This is a genomic window from Nocardia amikacinitolerans (assembly GCF_900215415.1).
Classification (GTDB): Bacteria; Actinomycetota; Actinomycetes; order Mycobacteriales; family Mycobacteriaceae; genus Nocardia; species Nocardia amikacinitolerans.
The window spans coordinates 191,925-211,234 of the sequence record NZ_OBEG01000004.1 but is presented as its reverse complement, the minus strand read 5'-3'; the positions used below and the strand labels follow the sequence as shown (position 1 = coordinate 211,234).

Genomic DNA, 19,310 nt, shown 5'->3' with positions numbered 1-19,310 from the left:
TCCGCGTCGGCCTGATCGTCACATCACTGCGTGAACCCGACCTTAGTTGCGTCGGCGGAGGCCAACCCGAACGCGCCGTAATTGGCGAGGTTCTCGCGCACGGCGACGGTGCCCGGCGACTGCACGATCGGCACCGAGTGGCCGAGGTCGAAGATCATCTTGTCGGCGCGGTTGGCCAACTCGATCGCCTTGGCCGGGTCGAGTTCGGAGATGGTCTCCTCGATCAGCGCGTTCAATTCGGGGCTGCCGACGCGGCCCTTGTTGCTGAGCCGGTTGTTCGGGTCGTATGCGTAGATCTGCGGCAGCGCGCCGAGCGGCAGGATGCCGCCGGACCAGGTGAACTGGCAGATCTCGAAGTTGCCCGGATCGATCACGTCGGTGAAAAGGCCGTTGCCGGGGAAGGTTTGGATGGTCATCTTCACGCCGACGGCGGCGAGGTTCTGCTGCGCGATCTGCGCGATCTGCACCCAGGTGTCCTGCTGGTACATCACATTGCGCAGTTCCAGCCTGCGGCCGTCCTTCTCGCGCACGTCGCCGTTGAGCTTCCAGCCCAGTTCGTCGAGAATCCGCGCGGCGCCCTCGGGGTCGTAGGCCACCGACTGAGCGTTGTCCTGGTAGCCCTTCTGGCCGTTGAGGTAGATGTGGTTGTTCAGCGGCTTCGGGTTGTCGACGATGCCGTTCTGCGTCGCGGTGGCGATGCCCTGCCGGTCGATGGCCTTGGCGATCGCGACCCGCAGCCGCGCGTCCTCGAGCAGCGAGCCCGGCGCGCCGTTGAAGGTGAAGTGCGAGAACCGCGGCGCGGCGGCCCGGCGCACCTGGATGCCAGGCGAGTTGGTCGCCGTCTTCACCTCGTCGATGCCGGACACGGTCGCGTAGTCGAGCTCGTTGTTCTGCAGGGCCGAGATGCGGGCGGAGTAGTCGAGCACGCTGAAGGTGACGGTGTCGAGCTTCGGGGTGTCGCCCCACCACTTCGGGTTGCGCTTCAGCACGATGCGCTGCTGGGCGCGGTCGATCGAGTCGATGAGGAACGGACCGGACGAGATCGGCAGGGTGTTGCGCGCCCAGTTCTGGAAGGAGTCCGGCGATTCGGTGGATGCCTTCGGGTAGAGCGGGTTGAACAGGCCCTGCCATTCGGCGTAGTGCTTACCGAAGGTGACGATCGCCTGCCGGTCGTCGACGCCGCGCTCGACCTTCTCCACCCGGCTGTAGCCCTGCGTCGCGCGGACCTGGTAGGCCGTATCGCGGCCGTTCAGCGCGTTGACCTGCGAGCGGAGGTCCTCCCAAGTGATCGGGGCGCCGTCGGACCACACCGCTTTCGGGTTGATCGTGTAGGTGATCTGCTGCGGATTGGTGTTGGTCAGCTTTATCTCGGTGAAGTAGTTCGCGTCGGTCGTCAATTCACCTGCGGCGTCCGAGTTCACCGTGCCGGGCAGCATCCAGCCGACCACATCGCCGACGTCACCCGAGGCGTCCACGTGCGAGGAGTTGAAGGTCTCCGGGAAGGCGGTCAGCGCCAAGCGCAGGTTGCCGCCCTCGCGCAACTCGCTGCGATCGCGGGGGTTGATGTCGTTGCTGGTGCCGATCGAACTCGAGCCGGACTGCACATCGGCGCCCGCGCCACAGCCCGCGAGCAGCAGCGCGATGGCCAGCGCCGGCGCGGCCATCCCTAGGCCGAGGCGACGACGAGAATGAATTGCTGCGGTCATTTCACGAATCCGATCTTGGTGTAGTCGTAGGACGCCAGGCCGGGCGAGCCGAAGTTGGCCACCTCGGCGCGGACGCCCCAGCTGCCGTCCGACTGGGTGAGCGGCAGCGAGTGCCCCTCTTCGAACACTTTGCGGTCCACCTCGTTGGCCAGTTCGATGGCCTTGGCGGGATCCAGCTCGCGCAGGGTGCGCTCGATGAGCGCGTTCAGTTCCGGCGATCCGATGCGACCGAAGTTGCCCTGGAGGTCGTTCGGGTCGTAGTAGTAGATCTGCCGAATGCTGCTGAGCGGGAAGGCGTCACCCTGGAAGATGAACTGGGCGGCGTCGAAATCGCCCGGCTGGATGACGTCGGTGAAGTAGCCCGCGGCCGGTTTGGTGTCGATGACGAGGCCGACACCGATCTGCGCGAGGTTCTGCTGGATGATCTGCGCGATCTGCACCCACAGCGCGTCGTTGTACATCACGTCGCGGATGATCAGCTTGCGGCCGTCCTTCTCGCGGACGTCGCCGTTGAGTTTCCAGCCGAGCGCGTCGAGTTCGCGCGCCGCCGCGGCCGGATCGTAGGGCAGGCTGTTGTCCTGGTAGCCGCGCTGACCCTGCAGGTAGACGTGGTTGTTCAGCGGTCGCGGGTTCTCCACGAGGCCGTTCTGGGTGGCGGTCGCGATGCCCTGGCGATCGATCGCCTTCGAAATGGCCACGCGCACGGCCGGATCGGCGAGGATCGAACCGGGCGCGCCGTTGAACGTGATGTGCCGCCAGCGATTACCCGGCGCGCGCCGCACCACCAGGCCTTCGGTGCCGCGCACATTCTTCACATCGTCGATGGAATTGAGCATGACCGCGTCGATCTCGTTGTTCTGCAACGCGGCGACCCAGGCGCTGCGATCGAGCACGGAGTAGGTGATGGTGTCCAGCTTCGGTCGCTCGCCCCACCAGTTCGGATTGCGGCCCAACACGATCCGGCCCTGGCCGCGGTCGGTCGACTGCACCTGAAACGGGCCCGCGGTCGGACCCATCGCGTCGACCAGGCTGTTGTTGAACGACTCCGGGTCCTGCGTCACCGATTTCGGGAAGAGCACGCCGTTGCCCGCGAACTGGCCGCGCCATTCGGCGTAGGGATGGCTGAAGGTGAGGATCGCCTGGCGGTCGTCGACGCCGCGCTCGACCTTCTCGACGAACTCGAAACCATTGGTGATGCCGATCAGGAAGCGCTTGTCCCTTCCGCTGAGCGCGTTCGCCTGGGAACGGATGTCCTCCCAGGTGATCGGGGCGCCGTCGGACCAGAAGGCCTTCGGATTGATGGTGTAGGTGACCTGCTGCGGGTCGGTGCTGGTCAGCGCGACGTCGGTGAAGTAGTCGCGGTTGATCGACAATTCGCCCGCGGCGTCGGTGTTGAACGCGCGCGGCATCATCGGGCGCTCGATGTCGGCGATCTCGCCCTCGTTGCCGTCGTTGGACAGGGTGTTCCAGTTCGCCGGGAACGAGGTGGTGGCCAGCCGGAGATTGCCGCCCTCGCGGATCTCCTCGCGCGGCTTGGGGTTGATGTCGCTGGTGGTACCGAGCGCGTCGGACAGACCCTCTGCCGAGTCGTCGGCCGTACCGCACCCGGCGGTGATCAACCCGACCGCCACCGCGCCCGCGATCCATCGCATTCCACTCCGCATGCTGCCCTCCTGACTATCGACTGACGACCGGCACGGGCACCGCGTCGATCAGCCTGCGGGTGTACTCGTGGCTCGGCTCGGCGAAAATCCGCTCGGCGGGCCCGGATTCGACGATCTTGCCGCGATACATCACCGCGATGTCGTGCGCCAGGTTGCGCACCACCGAGAGATCGTGCGAGACGAACAGATACGACAGACCGCGCTCGGTCTGTAGATCGCGCAGCAGATTCAGCACACCGGCCTGGATCGAGACGTCCAGCGAGGACACCGGCTCGTCGAGCACCAGCAACTCCGGATCGAGCGCGAGGGCGCGCGCGATGCTGATGCGCTGCTTCTGGCCGCCGGAGAAATCGGCGGGATAGCGGTCGGCGTGCTCGGGACGCAGACCGACCTGCTCGAGCAGCTCCGGCACCCGGCGAGCGATCTCGGCGCGCGGGCGTCCGTCGATGCGCAGCGGTTCGGCAAGCGCGTCGAAGATCGGCAGGCGCGGGTCCAGCGAGGCGGTCGGATCCTGGAAGACGATCTGCATCGTGCGCCGGATCTCGCGCCGCTGGGCCTTGGTCAGGGTGGACACGTCGCGGCCCATGATCTCGATGGTGCCCGACTGCGGCCGCACCAGGTCCAGAATCTGGGTGAGCGTGGTGGATTTTCCGGACCCCGACTCGCCGACCAGCGCCAGCGTGCGCCCGGCCCGCACCTCGAAGCTGATCCCGTCGACCGCGCGCACCTCGCCCTTGCGGCGCTGGAACACCACACCCGAGGTGATCGGGAAGGTCTTGACCAGGTCGGTGACCCGCAGCACCACGCGAGAGTCGGTCTCGACCTCGACCTCGGCCTCGGGCTCCTCGATCTCGGAGCGGTACGCCTCGAACAGCCCCTGCGTGCCGACCTCCTCGGTGCGGATGCAGGCGGCGGCATGGCCGGGATCGGTCATCTCCAGCGGCGGCTCGGCGGCGCGGCAGTCGTCGATCGAGATCGGGCAGCGCGGCGCGAACGAGCAGCCGGGCGGCAGCGCGTGCATGGCGGGCGGCGCGCCGACGATCGGGATGAGCGGTCGGCGCGGCGGCCCGTCCATGCGCGGGATCGAGCCGAGCAGACCCACCGTGTACGGCATCCGCGGCGCGTTGAACAACGCGCTCGCCGTTGCGGTTTCGACGATGCGGCCCGCGTACATCACCGCGACGCGATCGGCGAGCGTCGCCGCGATGCCCATGTCGTGGGTGATCATGATGACGCCCGCGCCGGTGATGTCGCGCGCCTTGCGCAGCAGGTTCAGGATCTGCTTCTGCACCGTGACGTCCAGCGCGGTGGTCGGTTCGTCGCAGATGATCAGCGCCGGATCGTTGGCGATGGCCATCGCGATCACCACGCGCTGGCGCATGCCGCCGGAGAACTCGTGCGGAAACGCCTTGGCGCGCGTCTTCGCGTCGTCGATGCCGACCAGTTCCAGCAGATCGACCGCCTTCTCGGCGGCCTCCTTCCTGCCCATCGCGCCGTGCGCGAGCAGCGCCTCGGCGATCTGATCGCCAACCCGGTACACCGGGGTCAGCGCGGAGAGCGGGTCCTGGAACACCATGCTGATCGAGCTGCCGCGCAACCGCGACAACTCCCGGTCGCCGAGGCCGAGCAGTTCGCGGCCGCGCAGCCGGATCGAGCCGTTGATCCGCGCCTGCTCGGGCAGCAGACCCATCACCGCCAGCGACGACACCGACTTGCCTGACCCCGATTCGCCGACGATCGCGAGCACCTCGCCGTCGGCGACGCTGTAGTTCACCCCGCGCACGGCATCGATGCGGCCCTCCTCGCTGGGGAAGGAGACCCGCAGATCGGAGACTTCGAGCAGCGGGGCTGTCGAATTTGCGGTCGCGGTCATGCCTCTGTCTTCTCCTTCTTGCGCGACCGGGCCCGCTTGGCGCTCGGGTCGAACGCGTCGCGCAGGCCGTCACCGACCAGGTTCGCGCACAGCACGGTGATGATCAGCAGGCCACCGGAGAACATGAACAGCCACGGGTAGGTCAGCGCGGACTTGGTGCCCGCCGCGATCAGCGAGCCGAGCGAGACGTCGGGCGGCTGCACGCCGAAACCGAGGAAGCTCAGGCCGGTTTCGGCCATGATCGCCGAACCGACGGTGAGCGTGGTGTCGATGATCAGGATCGAGGCGATGTTCGGCACGATGTGGCTGACGATGACGGTGCGCGTCGGCGCGCCCATATACCGTGCGGCCTTGACGAATTCGCGGTCCCGCAGGCTCAATGTCAGACCGCGCACGATGCGCGCGCTGATCATCCAGCCGAACACCGCGAGCAGAACGATCAGCAGCGCGATCGAACCGCTGCCCTTCGTGCGCGGCGCGAACAGCGCGATGATGATGAAGCTGGGCACCACGAGCAGCAGGTCGACGAACCACATGATGGCCCGGTCGGTCCAGCCGCCGAGCAGACCGGCGAGCGCGCCCGCGGTCGCCGCGATGGTGGTCGAGATGATCGCCACGCACAGGCCGATGATCAGCGATTTCTGCAATCCACGCAGGGTCTGCGCGAGCACGTCCTGGCCGATCTGGGTGGTGCCGAAGGGATGTTCGGGGCTCGGCGGTTGCAGCAGCGCGGTGTAGTCCATCTGCTGGTAGTCCCATGGCAGGAAGGGCGGCAGCGCGAAACTCACGACGAACAGCAGCACCAGCACGACCGCGCCCGCGACCGCGGGCTTGTTGCGCAGGAAACGCCGCAGCACCAGCTTGCGTCGCCCGGCCGCGGCGACCTCGGGCGCGCCTTGGACGATGATCTCGGCTTCGGTCATGCCGTTCTCCCCCTGATGAGAACCCCGTGGTCACGCGGGTTCATCCCACACGCACCCGTGGATCGAGAATCGCGTAGACGATGTCGGAGAGCAGGCCAGACACCAGCACGACCAGACCGGCGAACGCCGTCACCGTCACCACCACGTACAGGTCCTGGGCGTTGATCGAATCGACCAGCCACTCGCCGACGCCGTGCCAGCCGAAGATCTTCTCGGTGAACGTCGCGCCGGTGATCAGGCCGCCGAGGCTGTAGGCGAACAGGGTGGCCATCGGGATGAGCGCGGTGCGCAGGCCGTGCTTGTACAGCGCCTTGTTCCTGGTCAGACCCTTGGCGCGGGCGGTGCGGATGAAATCGCTCGCCAGCACGTCGAGCATCGCGTTGCGTTGATAGCGGCTGTATCCGGCCATGCCGCCGAGCGCGAGCGCCGCCGTCGGCAGCACCAGGTGCTGGAGCCGGTCGACCAGCTGCGGCCAGAAGCCCTCGATCGCGCTTGCCGAGGTCTCTCCGGTGTAGAGGAATATCTGCGAGCCGGTCGCCGAATTGATCTCCAGCGCGCCGTATTTCAGCAGCGTGGCCAGCAGGAATATCGGTGTGCTGAGAATCAGCAGCGAGACCACCGTCGTGAAGTAATCGCTGAATTTGTATTGCCGAATCGCGCCCGCCGCGCCGATCAGCACACCGAGCACCGTGCCGACCAGCGAACCGATGATCAGCAGCCGCAGGCTCACCGCGACCCGGCGCGGCAATTCCTCGCTCACCGGCTGCCCGGCGAGCGTGGTGCCGAAATCGCCGCTCGGTATGCCCTTCAGCCAGGTGATATAGCGTTCCGGAATCGGATCGTTCAGATGCAATTCCTCGGCTTTGGCATCGATCACCGCCTGCGGCGGGCGGGGGTTGCGCTGTTCGAGACTGTCCAGCGGCCGAAATGTCAGCGACGCGAGGCTGAACGTCAGGAACGAAGCCAGCAGCAACAGCACGACATAATTGAGCGCGCGTCGTAGCAGGAAGCCGGTCATCAGTCCTCTGGTTCTCCAGCCGGCTCGGCCGGCATTCGAGTGTTAGCCCCTGATCATAAGGACGCCGCCGTCGACGCGCGTGCCATGCATCTTTCCGGCATGTCAGGCGAACCCGCGTAGACCGCGACCGCGCCGAGACGGTTTTCCGGCAGGATGGAAGAGGTGACACGCCTGCACCTGCCCAAACCGAAGATGGTTGCCACCGATGTGGACGGCACACTGATCGATCACGACGAGCGCGTGACCGCCCGCACCAAGGCCGCGGTCGCCGCGCTGATCGCCGACGGAGTGCCGTTCGTGCTGGCCACCGGCAGGCCGCCGCGCTGGATCGACCCGGTGGTCGACGGTCTCGGCTTCGCGCCGCTGTGCGTCTGCGGCAACGGGGCGGTGATCTACGACAGCGCATCGGACCGGGTGCTCGCGAGCCGCTCCCTCGATGTCGAGACGCTGACCTGGATCGCCGATCTCGCCGAACGAGCACTGCCCGGCTGCGGACTCGCCGCCGAACGCATCGGCGCCAGCGCGCACGACGCGGCGACGCCCCAGTTCGTCAGCTCGCCGGAGTACGAGCACGCCTGGTTGAACCCGGACGACACCGCCGTCGCCCGCCACGAGGTGATCGATACGCCCGCGATCAAGATGCTCATCCGGTTGCGCGGTGCGCTCAGCGGCGACATGCGCGCGGTGCTCGCCCCGCTCATCGGCGATCGCGCGGACATCACCTACTCCACCGACCACGGGCTGATCGAGCTCTCGGCGCCCGGCGTGACCAAGGCGTCCGGGCTGGCCACCGTCGCGCAGCGGCTCGGCGTGCAGCACTCGACGATCATCGCCTTCGGCGACATGCCCAACGACGTCCCGATGCTCGCCATGGCCGGGCACGGCGTCGCCATGGCCAACGCGCACCCTGAGGCGTTGGCCGCGGCCGACGAGGTGACCGCGACCAACGCCGAGGACGGCGTCGCGCAAGTGCTCGAACGTTGGTGGGTCTGAGCGGGTTTCAGTTTCCGGCGGCCGGGCCGGGAACGGGATCGGCGGCCGGTGCGGCGGGCAGCGGGGCGGCGACTTCGGAGCCCTCGTTGCGCCGCATCTCCTGCTGATACGTCTCGTTGTAGGTCTTCCACACCGTCGTGACGATGCCGGTCAGCTGGTTCAGGATCAGTGAGCCGTACTGGAAGTCCGAGCGAAGGCCGTCCGGCACCGGGTAGGCGTTGGTGAGCGGCAGGCCGAGAATGCCCGAGTCGGCGCCGAGTTGCAGGAAGCGATCCAGGATCGCGCCCATCACCTCGACGACCTGACCGTCCGGCGCGGTGTAGACGTAGCCGTTGGCGAACCTGGCGTACTGCTGACCCTGCGCGGCAGGCAGCGGTTCGGACAGCGCCTGGCCGAGCGGGCCGTCGGGACCGCCCTTCGCCGAGTAGTGCTTGGCGATGATGTTCTCGTTCACCATGCTCAGCAGCCTGGCCGTCAGCGCGGCGAGCGTCGCGAGATCGGACTGGGTGCGTTGCGGCGCCTGGGGACTCGGCTGTGCGGGCGAGCCTGCCGAGACGCCCGCGGCGATGTCGCGGATCCGGTCCATCAGTTCGTAGGCGGCGTCGCCGGGGCAGCTGGTGTTGCCGACGTCGCGGTGCGCGAACACGATCGGCAGGCGCACGGCCTCGCCCTGCGCGTACGGGGTGAACTCGGTGCCCTCGGAGTACATCGTGGTGTGGCCCTTGGGATCGAGGCCCGCGATCCTCGCCCGCCAGCCGATGAACTTGCCGACGGCGGTCACCGCTTGGTCGGACGGAATCTCCGACTCGTGATTGCCCATGAACGCCACGCCGGAGGTGTTCTCGTTGAACCCGCCCGCGTGCGCGCCCTGCACCGGGCGATCCAGCCCGCCGGCGCGGCCCTCGAAGATCTGGCCGTACTTGTCGACGAGGGCGTTGTAGCCGATGTCGCACCAGCCCAGCGTCTGCGCGTGATAGGTGTAGATCGCACGGACGATGCCCGCCGATTCGGCCTTGCTGTAGTCGTTGCGGCCCGCGGTGTGGTGCACGGTGACGCCACCGAGCCCGTCGTCGTAGGTGGGTTCGTCGCAGCGGATGGATTCGTCCGCGCCCCACTGGGATCGGGTGATCACGTTCGGTCCGCCACCAGGCAGCGCGTCGGCGACGTTGTTGAGCGCGCCGTCGATGGCGCCGCGACCGGGATCGATCAGGACCGCGGTGAGCGACGGCGGTGTGAACTGGGCCGGATCGTTCTCGCTCGGCGCGGCGGCCGGGGTCGGTTGCAGCGGACCGGCTCCCGGTGCGCCAATGGAAGTTTGCGGCGGCGTAGCAGCAGGTTTGCGGGTGACCAGAATCTGGACCGCGGTGGTGTTCCCGACGTAGATCGGCTCGGTGCCCGCGGTGCCGTCGGCCGGTGCGCGGTCGTTGCGCCGGGTGTCGATGGGTTCGGACTCGTACCAGGGTCCCCAGGTTCCGTTGGGCTGGCGTGCCCGGACCATCGCCCTGGTGTTCGCCAGATCGCGCGCGGTGAGCGCGACGACGCTGAACGGCGTTTCCCTGGACAGCTCCTTCACCTGCGCGCCAACCTGGTCGATCAGCTCGGGCGGAAGTGCGCCGGGCGTCAGCGCGGGTGTGTCGGGAGTGGTGCCTTCCGGCAGGTCGGCCGGATCGGCGATGAACCTCACGCCGGGCTGCGGCACCGGGCTCGGCGTCGCGGGCGCGGGGACGGATTGACCGGGGATCGGCTGCGCCGGCGCTTGGACCGGCTGGCCGGGGCTGGGCTGCGCGGGGGCGGTCTGGCCGGGTTCGGCCTGCGCTGGCGCTTGGACGGACTGGCCGGGCGCGGGGTGCGCGAGCGCGGGATCAGAATGGCCCGGTACCGGCTGCGCGGCCGCGGGCGCGGACTGGCCCGGTGTGGGCTGCGCTGGGGCCTGGCCCGTTTGGCCGGGGCTGGGCTGCGCGGGTGCCTGGATGGTTTGGCCGGGTGCGAGCTGCGCCGGTGCTTGGACCGTTTGGCCGGGGATGGGCTGCGCGGGGGCTTGGGGGGTATGGCCTGGCAGGGGCGCTGCGGGCTGGGGTTGACCCGGGAGGGGCGCTGCCTGTGCGGACTGACCAGGGAGCGGGGGATGGGTGGTCGGCGCGGTGAATCCGGGTTTCGGGGTGGCGGGAGATCCCTGGCCGAAGCGGGGGAGCGGGATTTCTTTCGGCAGCTGCACGCCCGGCGGCAACGGCAGGCCATCCGGTATCGGAATGCTCGAGGGGATCGGCAGCATTCGTAAATCGGATAGTCGCAGGTCGGGTAGGTCGAGGCCGGTCAGTTCGCGCAGCGGGAGGGTGATGTCGGGCGCCTGGGTGAGCATCACTTCCGCCAATTGCGCGGGAACGGCGGCCAGCTCGGCGTCGTTGGCCGTGCGGTAGTCGGTCGAATCGCCCTGCGCGAGCGTCGCGAGCGGGGCCGCAACCGCAAGTGTGGTCACCATCGGGAGCACGTAGGAACGCTTCGGTTTGCGGTACGGCACGAGCATCTCCAATCAGGTCGAACCGGTGATCAGGTGCGGAAAACCAGGCTTGCTTCCTGATGCATCAACGATCACACTAGTTCACATCTGTCACATATCTAAACCTCTTGTTGAGGATTAGAACACGTGATTGCTCGAATGTAGCTCTCTAAATGCGACCGGACGGCACGACATGCCGACAGGTATCCAACCGATCCGGTCCTGGAAAACCGTGGGAGATACGAATGCGACGCACTCAGCACCACAGTCGGAGAGCGCGGGGGGCCGAAAAAGTGCAGACCAGGCGGCATTTCAAAGTACGGAACAGAATTCGGCCCGCCCCGATTTCGCCGAGGCCGGTGCTCGTCACCGGGTGTGCCGCGGTGCTGGCGGGCACGGCCGTCGTGCTCGGCGGCTGGCCCGGCGACACGCCCATCCGACCGCTCGTCGGCCCCGGCCACGGCCGGGGCATGAGCCAGCACGGCGCCTTCGACAGCGCCCAGCAGGGCTGGCTCGCCGAACGAATACTCGAGCACTACTACCCGGGCGCGACACTCGGGACCATCCCGCCGACGAATCTGGCAGTGCGGCTCATGGAACAGGACGATTCCACCCTCGACGCCTACGCCGAGGCAGGCTTCCGGGTGGCGGGCCGCGCGGTGGCGCCGGGCCACGTCGCCCACCTCACCCCGCTGCCGGACGGCGGCGCGAACGTGGTGATCACCGCCGGGTGCGATGGCGAAGTGCTCTGGCAGACAGCCACTTCCGATCCGTGGGTCTATCCCCTCGATCCAAGGCCGAACCGGCCCGCGGCCGAACATCTCACGCTCTGCGGCGGCACGGCCTATCGCGGCTCGCTCGGCGTCGCCACCGAGAACGGGCAAGCGCGCACGGTCAACCGCGTCGACGTGGAGGACTATCTGCTCGGCGTCGTCCCTGCCGAGGTCCAGGCGAACTGGGTCGACAAGGGCGCGGGCGAGGCGCTGCGCGCGCAGGCCATCGCGGCCCGCTCCTACGCGCTCGCCGAGCGCAGGTATCCGTACGCGCAGACCTGCGACACCACCGACTGTCAGGTGTATCCCGGCACGGCGAAAGAGGATCCGCGCACCGCCGCGGCCATCGCGTCCACCGCGGGCACCGTCCTGCTGCGCGACGGCCACATCCTGCGCTCGGAGTATTCCGCCGCGCCGGACGGCGGCGAGCCCGCCGACATCTACGCCTTCGAAGTGGGTCCGACGCCCGCGGAACTCGCCATCGGCCGTCCGCCGACGGATCCGCGGACCGAGCCGCGCACCAGGGCCGCGTCGACCCCGTCGGCGATCGAGCTCGAGTACCAGCGCGTCGGCGGCGAGTCGGGCTCGCTCGGCGCGCCGCTCGGACCGGAGATGCTGCTTCCGCAGCGCGCGGGCACCTACCGGCTGTTCACCAACGGCGTCATCGTCGCGACGCCGACGCTCGGTGCGCAGGTGGTGGACTTCACGACGCTCATGCAGCTGGTGCCCGACACGGCGATTCCCGAAGGGGCGCCGACAGATTCGGGAACTCTCGCGCCGACCACCGCGTCCACCCCGACGCCACCGGAGCCGGGGGTCGTGCCATCGGATGGCGGCGCGCTGCCGGAGTCGGCGTTGCCCGGTGCGACGCCTGCCGGTGCGGCCGGGCTGCCGGGTGCGGCGGCGCAGCAAGTTCCTTCAGCGCAGCTGGGAACGCCGGAGTCGGGCCAGATTCCGAACTCGGGTGTCACGGTGCCGTCTCTCGAGGAGGTGTTCGGCGACCGCTGACCCTTCGGGTGCGTTGATCGGCCCGACGTTCGAGCTGACGTTCGAGCATGTTGTTGTGGCAGCGTTCCGACAGTCGGCCGGATCGATGAGTGTCCGCCAGCGGCCCGATGCGGTGTGTGCTGGATTGTGCCGCAATGGTTTACGAGCGCGGCCGAAGCTCCGCCCATCGGCCGATGCTGCCCGGGTTTCCGGCCCGGTGTTCAGCGCGGTACTCGCGTGCCGTTTCGAGGAGGCCTCCCGCCGGAATCAGTCCAGCGCGGTGTCGCCCAACGACTCGGCGAGGCGGCGCAGCAGGGCCGCCAGCTGGTCGCGATCCTGAGTGTCGAGGGCGTCGAGCAGGCGCTGTTCGTTGGCGACGTGCAGCGGCAGTAGTTCGTCGACGAGCTTCCTGCCCTCGACGGTGAGGCGAACCCGGACGGAGCGCCGGTCCTCGGGGCACGGCATCCGTTCGACGAGGCCCTTGGCCGCCAGCCGGTCGATGCGGTTGGTGATGGCGCCCGAGGTGACCATCGCGGCGCGGTTCAGCGCGCCCGCGGTGAGACCCTCCGTGCCACCGGAGCGGCGAAGCGTCGCGAGTACGTCGAATTCCCAGAATTCCAGGCCGTGACCGGCGAAGAAGCGCTTGAGGTCCTGCTCGAGGACCCGAGACAGGCGAGTGATTCGGCCGATGATGTGCATCGGCGAGACGTCCACGTCCGGCCGCTCGCGGTGCCAGGCCTCGGTGATCAGGTCGACTGCGTCGCCCATCGGCGACTCCTCTCTGCTCTAAGAATTTCAACGTTCATCTACTTGACGATGAGACACCGGCTGGAGTAGATATTTCAACGTTGAGATTATCAATGAGGAGCGACCGACATGTCCATCACCACCGCGGCGCGGAACCCCTACGCGGGCACCCTCGCGCTCACCGCCCTCACCCCGATCGTCTGGGGCTCCACCTACGCCGTCACCACCGAGTTCCTGCCGCCGGACCGTCCGCTCTTCACCGCGCTGATGCGCGCGCTGCCCGCCGGGCTCGTGCTGCTCGCCCTCACTCGCACGCTGCCCAGGGGAATGTGGGTGGGCCGTGCCGCTGCGCTCGGCGTGCTCAACATCGGCGCGTTCTTCCCGCTGCTGTTCCTCGCCGCCTACCGGCTGCCCGGTGGCGTCGCCGGGGTGCTCGGGGCGGTCGCGCCGATGTTCGCGCTGGTCTTCGCCACCGGGGTGCTGAACGAAAGGCCAACCGGCCGTAAAGTTCTCGCCGGTGTGATCGGCGTGTTCGGCGTCGCGCTCGTGGTGCTGCGAGCCACCGCGCAACTCGACACCATCGGCGTGATCGCCGGACTCGTCGGCGCGGCCTCGATGGCGCTCGGCACCGTGCTGACCAAGCGGTGGGGGCGGCCCGAAGGCGTCGGCCCGCTGGCCATGACGGGTTGGCAGCTCACCGCGGGTGGCCTGTTCATCCTCCCGCTCGCCGCGCTGATCGAGGGCGCACCGCCCGCCATGGACGGCCGCGCCGTCGGCGGCTACCTCTACCTCGGCGTGATCGGCACCGCGGCGGCCTACTGGCTGTGGTTGCGCGGTATCGCGAAGGTGCCCGCCACGTCGGTCGCGTTCCTCGGACTGCTCAGCCCCGTGTCGGCGGCGGTCATCGGGTGGGTCGCGCTGGGGGAGGCGCTCACCGGGTTGCAGATTCTCGGCATGGTGATCGCGCTGGGCGGGACGTTGCTCGGGCAGACCACCGCGCGGGTTCGGGCAGCGAAGATCTCGGTTCCGGCCGAGAGCGGTCCGACCGCTGAGTTGGGCGGCGCAGTTCCCGGCGACCGCGGGGTTTCCGAGGTCGGGCGGGCGGCGGAGGTCGGGGTCGACAAGGTCGATGTGTCGGTCGAGCTCGGCGCGGCGGATCAGCCAGTCGAGCTCGGCGCGGCGGATCAGCCAGTCGAGGTCGGCGCGGCGGATCAGCCAGGACTGGGGGCCGAGGTCGGCGGCGCTGAGACGGTGGGCGATGTCCTGACCGAGGACTCCGAAAAGGACGGGCGGACGACCGGCGATTCGCGCATGCTGGTGGGTGCGAAGAGCTGAGAAAGCGGGTTGACCTTGACGTAGCGTCAACTTGCAGACTGGTTTCACCGACGAGAGAAGGAAGGAGCCGAGGTCGTGACCGCGGGCACCAGGGCCGGCGAGTGGTCCATCCAGGATCTGGCGAAGGCGGCCGGTACCACCAGCCGCACGCTGCGCCACTACGGGCAGCTCGGGCTGTTGCCGCCCAGCCGGATCGGCGCCAACGGGTACCGCTACTACGACCAGGACTCCCTCGTGCGGCTGCAACGCATCCTGCTGCTGCGGGAACTCGGCCTCGGCCTTCCGGTCATCGCCGAAGTGCTCGCTGGCGAACAGGACACCGCCGCCGCGCTGCGTACGCACCTGGAACTGCTTCGGCAGGAACAGGATCGGATCCGACGCCAGATCGAATCGGTGCACACCACGCTGCAAAAGACGGAAAGAGGTGAACAGCTCGTGGCAGCAGAGGTTTTCGACGGGTTCGACCACACGCAGTACAAGGACGAGGTGATCGAACGCTGGGGCAAGGAGGCCTACGAAAACGGTGACCGCTGGTGGCGGTCGCTGACCGACCAGCAGAAGCAGGATTTCCAGCAGACCCAGCTGGACATCGCCGCGGACTTCGGTCGCGCACACGCCGCCGGGCTTCCGGTGGACAGCGACGAGGTCCAGGCCATCGTCACCCGGCACCACGCCTGGGTCGGCGACGGTTGGCAGGGGCGGCCGGTGACGGCAGACGCCTTCATCGGACTCGGCGAAATGTACGTCACCGACCCGCGATTCGCGGTCAACTACGACGTGCACGGCGAGGGCACCGCCGCCTTCGTCCGCGACGCGATGAAGGCGTACGCGGAGGCCAACCTGCGATGAGGCGCCTCCGCCTGTAGCGCCGGCCATGATCGGGGCCGTCGGCGGGCGAGTGTCCATTCGGCGGTGAAAACCCAGCGCCCGCACGCGGATTCGCGTGCGGGCGCTTTCGCGTGCATGATCATGGGTTCGCTCGAAGCGGGCGGGATTACGTACGCACGGTGCGATCTCGTGGCCCGCGCCCGGCGAGCGCACCGGCCGGTCGCGGCACTGACCGATCGCCGCGCGCGGAGCAGTCCGTGCGCATACTTTATGTGTTCGACCGACGAATTCGGAGGGACAAGACGCATGCTCCAGAGCCAGGAGAGTTCGGCCGCGCGGCGGTCCGAGCCCGTCGGGGCGCTCGCGACCGCAGTGGCGTTGTTCGCGGCCATCGGCGCGGCAGCGAACCTGGTCGGACTGCTCGTGCTGGCATTCGGTTTCTTCCCCGATCCGGGGCGATACGACAATTCGCTCGCGGTCTCGACCGCGCTCGGCACGCTGCTGCTGGTGTGCGCGCTCGGCTACGGCGCGGTGCTGACCGTCCGCGGCGACGAGGACGGCGGCTTCACGGTGCTCGTGTCCGCCGGCGTCTGGACGGTTGTCGGTGTCGCCGGAGTGTTCGCCGCGCTGGGCGGCTACCGGTCCGAGTACGGCATCCACTGGGCCGAGGAAGGCGGTCTCGCTGTGGACATCGCCACCTCGACCGCCGGTCTTGTCGGCACGGTGACAGCCATGGTGCACAGCGATTGGCTCACGAACCTCACCGGTCTGGCGCTCCCCGCCATCATCTCGATCCTCGCGATCCTGCTGAACCGCAATTCGCCGAGCCGTCCCACATAACTCGTTCACGTCTCACACAGGCGGTGCCTATGTGAAGCGTCCACACGGTCTGTGGCACAAGCGGTTTGGCGGAATTGGAGTCGAGTATCGGGGCTCCCGGGCGGTAGAGTTCACGGCGCAGCTACGAGGGGGGTTTCGACATGTATCCAGGTCCGGGTTATCCGGCGTATCCGCCGTACGGGTACACACCGCCGCCGAGCGGCGCGACCGCCATCACCGCCGCGGTGCTGTCGACGCTCGTCGGACTGCTCGGCTCGGTCGGCGTGTGCATCGGCCTGGTCGAGGCGCTCGACCCGGACAACGACGTGGAGCCTGCCGCGTTCATCGGCATCGGCGTCGGTGCGCTGATCGCGATGCTGTGGCTGCTCGGCGCGCTGCTGCTGTTCATGCGGCAGACCGCGGGGCGGGTCATCGTCATCGGGTTGTCATCGATCGCCCTGATCGGCGCGCTCGTTCTGGTCGCCATCGGTGGTATCGCGGGCACGCTGCCACTCGTGCTGTCCGGCAGCATCTTCGGCCTCTCGATCGCGAGCCCGACGGGCCGCTGGATCGCCGCCCGCCGCCAACCCGCCTACCCTCCCGCATATCCACCCCCGCCTTACGGTCAGCCGCCGTACCCGTACTACTGACGGCGATCTGCGGATCGCCCCATCGCGTGGCGCGGACTACGTAGGCTTTGCGGTGCCGGCTCCGCAGGCCGAGAGTCGGTCACCGTCGAGACTCGAGAGGAGCCGCGTCATGCCGCAGTTGAGCTCGTACGAACCAGGGGTACCTTGCTGGGTCGATCTCGCCACGACCGACCTGGAAGCCGCCAAAACCTTCTACGGAGACCTGTTCGGTTGGCAGGCGAACACCTCGCCGGATCCGCAGTACGGCGGCTACACCATGTTCACGCTGGGCGGCGCGGAAGGCCACGAGGTCGCCGCCGCGATGCCGACGACGGGGGACGACCAGCCGCCCGCGTGGAACAGCTACGTCAGCGTCACCGACGTCGATGCGACCGCCAAGGCCGTGCAGGCCGCGGGCGGGCAGGTGCTGATGGAGCCCATGGATATCCCCGATCAAGGCCGGATGGCTGTCTTCATCGATCCGATCGGCGCGGTGATCAGCGCCTGGCAGCCGCGCGCGTTCCAGGGCGCGGGGATGGTGAACGAGCCGAACACCTACTGCTGGAGCGAACTCAACTGCCGCGACATCGAGGCCGCCAAGAACTTCTACGGCGAGGTGTTCGGCTGGGAAGGCACGACGAGCGAATTCGGTGACACCACCTATACCGAATGGAAGGTCGGCGGCCGGTCCATCGCGGGCATGGTCGAGATGAACGAGCAGTGGCCTGCCGATCTACCGGCGCACTGGATGGTCTATTTCGCGGTGTCCGACTGCGACGAGTCCGCGGCCCGAGCATCCCGGCTGGGTGGGACGACCTCGGTTCCCCCGACCGACATCCCCGTGGGCCGCTTCGCGGTCTTGGGAGATCCACAGGGCGCGTACTTTTCGATCATCGGCCTCAAAGGCTGAGTCACCGAACCCAGCCCGCGCTCGACCCGAACGCGACGCCGACCTGACGGCAGTCGCTTGACCCTGGAATCACTCGCTACCGGCTTACGGCAGCGAGTGATTCTTTCGAACGTTATTTCCGAAGCGCCTGCATCAGTTGGGCTTCGGTGATCGGGGGGACCGGGAGGGGGTGGGCCGCGGGGGCGCGGAGGCCGTCGAGGGTGAGGGCGAGGTTGCGGCGCCAGGCGTCCGGTGCGATGTGGGCGGTGGCTTCCAGGACGCGGGTGTGCGACCAGGTAATGAAGGCGATGTCCTCGAGCACCCAGTCGGTGCGCAGGACACCCGCTCGCTGAGCGCGGCTGATGATTTCGCGCATCAGGCCGTGGCCGTACTCCTGGGCGCGGGCGACGGCCGGGCTCGGGGCGGCGCGCAGGGCGAGGTCGCTGAGCAGCCGGTCGGAAGCCTGGAGTTCGCAGACCTTTTCGACCAGGTAGGCGAAAGAGTCCCATGGGTCGGCGATTTCGCGCGCCTCTTCGGCGATGCGGCTGCCCGCCTCCAACCGATCTTCGACGGCGGCGGCGATGAGGTCGTCGCGGGTGGAGAAGCGGTTGTAGAGCGTGCCGATCGCGACACCGGCTCTGGCGGCGACCTCCTTGAGCGGCGCGTCGAGCCCGCGCTCCGTGAACACCTGCCGCGCCGCCGTCACCAGCGCGTCGCGGTTGCGGCGTGCGTCGCTGCGTAGCGGCTTGTTCTCGGGCACCGGCCGATCCTACAAATTCGGGAATATGTTGAGCATGGGTTCAAGTTATTGTGGTCGTTCCAATGAAACTTGAACCACTGCTCAACTTAGCCAGGACGGGTGAAATGACCAGGACCCTCGCGATATTCGGCTACGGACCGGGCCTCGGCGTCGGCACCGCGCGGCGCTTCGGCAAGGAGGGCTTCCGCGTCGCCGTCGTCGGCCGCGACGGGGAACGCGCGAATCGCAACGCCGAAAGGCTCCGCGCGGAGGGCATCGAGGCCGCCGCCTTCACCGCGGACATCACCGACGCGCGGCAACTACAGACCGCCGTCGACGACATCACCGCCACCCTCGGCCCGATCGATGTCGCGATGCACGGGGCGGCGGCCGATCCCTCCGCCCGCACCCCGTCCACCCTCGAAGTGGACGTGGCCGCCCTCGCCGTTCCGATCGCGCTGAAACTGCACTCGCCGATCCTGCTGACCCGCGCGCTGGCCCCCGCCATGATCGAGCGCGGCGACGGCGCACTGCTGTTCTCCTCTGGCTCCTCCGAACGCCACCTGCTGCCCTACCTGGCCAACTTCGGCATCGTCCTCGCCGCACAACGCGCCTACGTCCGTCAGCTGCATGCCGAGCTGGAAGGCACCGGCGTTTACGTCGGCCTGCTCAACATCGGCGCACTGATCGGCAACAGCAGAGCCGAACGGATGGTCGACGAACACCCCGAACTCGTACCGCCCGGCGTCGAAATCCCTCGCATCACCAATGACGAACTGGGCGAACACTACTGGCGCATGTACACCGAGCGCGTCCACGACGAACTCGACGTCGGTTTCCCCGCCTGACCACGCCCATCGTCGACCCCGGCCTCACAGACCTTCCGTACG

At 68.2% G+C, this 19,310-nt stretch carries 16 protein-coding genes; 8 read left to right on the top strand and 8 right to left on the bottom strand.

The window, feature by feature from the left end; genetic code table 11:
- Window positions 1–23: 23 nt before the first annotated feature.
- The 5 genes from CRP45_RS19340 to CRP45_RS19320 are packed head-to-tail and all read right to left on the bottom strand — an operon-like array spanning window position 24 to window position 7,184.
- Entirely contained in the window at window positions 24–1,706 is a 1,683-nt protein-coding gene (locus CRP45_RS19340; protein WP_245910246.1) for an ABC transporter family substrate-binding protein, read from the bottom strand.
- The gene (locus CRP45_RS19335; protein WP_097246266.1) at window positions 1,703–3,370 is read right to left on the bottom strand and encodes an ABC transporter family substrate-binding protein; all 1,668 of its coding nucleotides are present in this window, start codon (window positions 3,368–3,370) and stop codon (window positions 1,703–1,705) included. Before CRP45_RS19335 ends, CRP45_RS19340 begins: the two co-directional genes overlap by 4 nt.
- 13 nt (window positions 3,371–3,383) lie before the next feature.
- Window positions 3,384–5,243, bottom strand: coding sequence for an ABC transporter ATP-binding protein (locus CRP45_RS19330; RefSeq protein ID WP_097246265.1), 1,860 nt, complete (start codon window positions 5,241–5,243; stop codon window positions 3,384–3,386).
- Window positions 5,240–6,166: an ABC transporter permease gene (locus CRP45_RS19325; protein ID WP_097246264.1), complete on the bottom strand. Its 927-nt coding sequence runs from the start codon at window positions 6,164–6,166 to the stop codon at window positions 5,240–5,242. The genes CRP45_RS19330 and CRP45_RS19325 overlap by 4 nt, the downstream gene beginning before the upstream one ends.
- Window positions 6,167–6,206: 40 nt before the next feature.
- Entirely contained in the window at window positions 6,207–7,184 is a 978-nt protein-coding gene (locus tag CRP45_RS19320) for an ABC transporter permease (protein WP_067786576.1), read from the bottom strand.
- 153 nt (window positions 7,185–7,337) lie between these two features.
- Between CRP45_RS19320 and CRP45_RS19315 the strand changes: the two genes are divergently transcribed.
- On the top strand, window positions 7,338–8,177 hold the full coding sequence (locus CRP45_RS19315; protein WP_067786578.1) for a Cof-type HAD-IIB family hydrolase: 840 nt from the start codon (window positions 7,338–7,340) through the stop codon (window positions 8,175–8,177).
- A gap of 7 nt (window positions 8,178–8,184) precedes the next feature.
- Here CRP45_RS19315 and CRP45_RS19310 read toward each other — a convergent pair whose 3' ends face one another.
- On the bottom strand, window positions 8,185–10,656 hold the full coding sequence (locus tag CRP45_RS19310) for an N-acetylmuramoyl-L-alanine amidase (protein WP_245910245.1): 2,472 nt from the start codon (window positions 10,654–10,656) through the stop codon (window positions 8,185–8,187).
- Between the two features lie 377 nt (window positions 10,657–11,033).
- Here CRP45_RS19310 and CRP45_RS19305 point away from each other — a divergent pair, with 377 nt between their 5' ends.
- Window positions 11,034–12,455, top strand: a complete 1,422-nt coding sequence (locus CRP45_RS19305; RefSeq protein WP_245910244.1) for a SpoIID/LytB domain-containing protein — start codon at window positions 11,034–11,036, stop codon at window positions 12,453–12,455.
- Between the two features lie 246 nt (window positions 12,456–12,701).
- Here CRP45_RS19305 and CRP45_RS19300 read toward each other — a convergent pair whose 3' ends face one another.
- Window positions 12,702–13,202 carry a MarR family winged helix-turn-helix transcriptional regulator gene (locus tag CRP45_RS19300; RefSeq protein ID WP_097246261.1) on the bottom strand — a complete coding sequence of 167 codons (501 nt, stop codon included), beginning with the start codon at window positions 13,200–13,202 and terminating at the stop codon, window positions 12,702–12,704.
- 108 nt (window positions 13,203–13,310) lie between these two features.
- On the opposite strand from CRP45_RS19300, the gene CRP45_RS19295 reads away from it, so the two are divergent.
- The 5 genes from CRP45_RS19295 (at window position 13,311) to CRP45_RS19275 (ending at window position 17,702) form a co-directional block, all read left to right on the top strand.
- The gene (locus tag CRP45_RS19295; protein ID WP_245910243.1) at window positions 13,311–14,516 is read left to right on the top strand and encodes a DMT family transporter; all 1,206 of its coding nucleotides are present in this window, start codon (window positions 13,311–13,313) and stop codon (window positions 14,514–14,516) included.
- Between the two features lie 75 nt (window positions 14,517–14,591).
- Complete coding sequence (locus CRP45_RS19290) at window positions 14,592–15,365, top strand: MerR family transcriptional regulator (protein WP_097246260.1); 774 nt, start codon at window positions 14,592–14,594, stop codon at window positions 15,363–15,365.
- 285 nt (window positions 15,366–15,650) lie between these two features.
- A complete protein-coding gene (locus tag CRP45_RS19285; RefSeq protein ID WP_097246259.1) occupies window positions 15,651–16,184 on the top strand; it encodes a hypothetical protein in 534 nt (177 codons plus the stop codon).
- Window positions 16,185–16,324: 140 nt separating this feature from the next.
- Window positions 16,325–16,813: a hypothetical protein gene (locus tag CRP45_RS19280; RefSeq protein WP_097246258.1), complete on the top strand. Its 489-nt coding sequence runs from the start codon at window positions 16,325–16,327 to the stop codon at window positions 16,811–16,813.
- A gap of 109 nt (window positions 16,814–16,922) precedes the next feature.
- Window positions 16,923–17,702 carry a VOC family protein gene (locus tag CRP45_RS19275; protein WP_174554819.1) on the top strand — a complete coding sequence of 260 codons (780 nt, stop codon included), beginning with the start codon at window positions 16,923–16,925 and terminating at the stop codon, window positions 17,700–17,702.
- A gap of 112 nt (window positions 17,703–17,814) precedes the next feature.
- Here CRP45_RS19275 and CRP45_RS19270 read toward each other — a convergent pair whose 3' ends face one another.
- Window positions 17,815–18,441 (bottom strand): TetR/AcrR family transcriptional regulator, encoded by a 627-nt coding sequence (locus tag CRP45_RS19270; RefSeq protein ID WP_097246257.1) that lies wholly within the window; start codon window positions 18,439–18,441, stop codon window positions 17,815–17,817.
- Window positions 18,442–18,545: 104 nt separating this feature from the next.
- Between CRP45_RS19270 and CRP45_RS19265 the strand changes: the two genes are divergently transcribed.
- Window positions 18,546–19,268, top strand: a complete 723-nt coding sequence (locus CRP45_RS19265) for an SDR family NAD(P)-dependent oxidoreductase (protein WP_179830929.1) — start codon at window positions 18,546–18,548, stop codon at window positions 19,266–19,268.
- The last annotated feature ends 42 nt before the right edge of the window (window positions 19,269–19,310 follow it).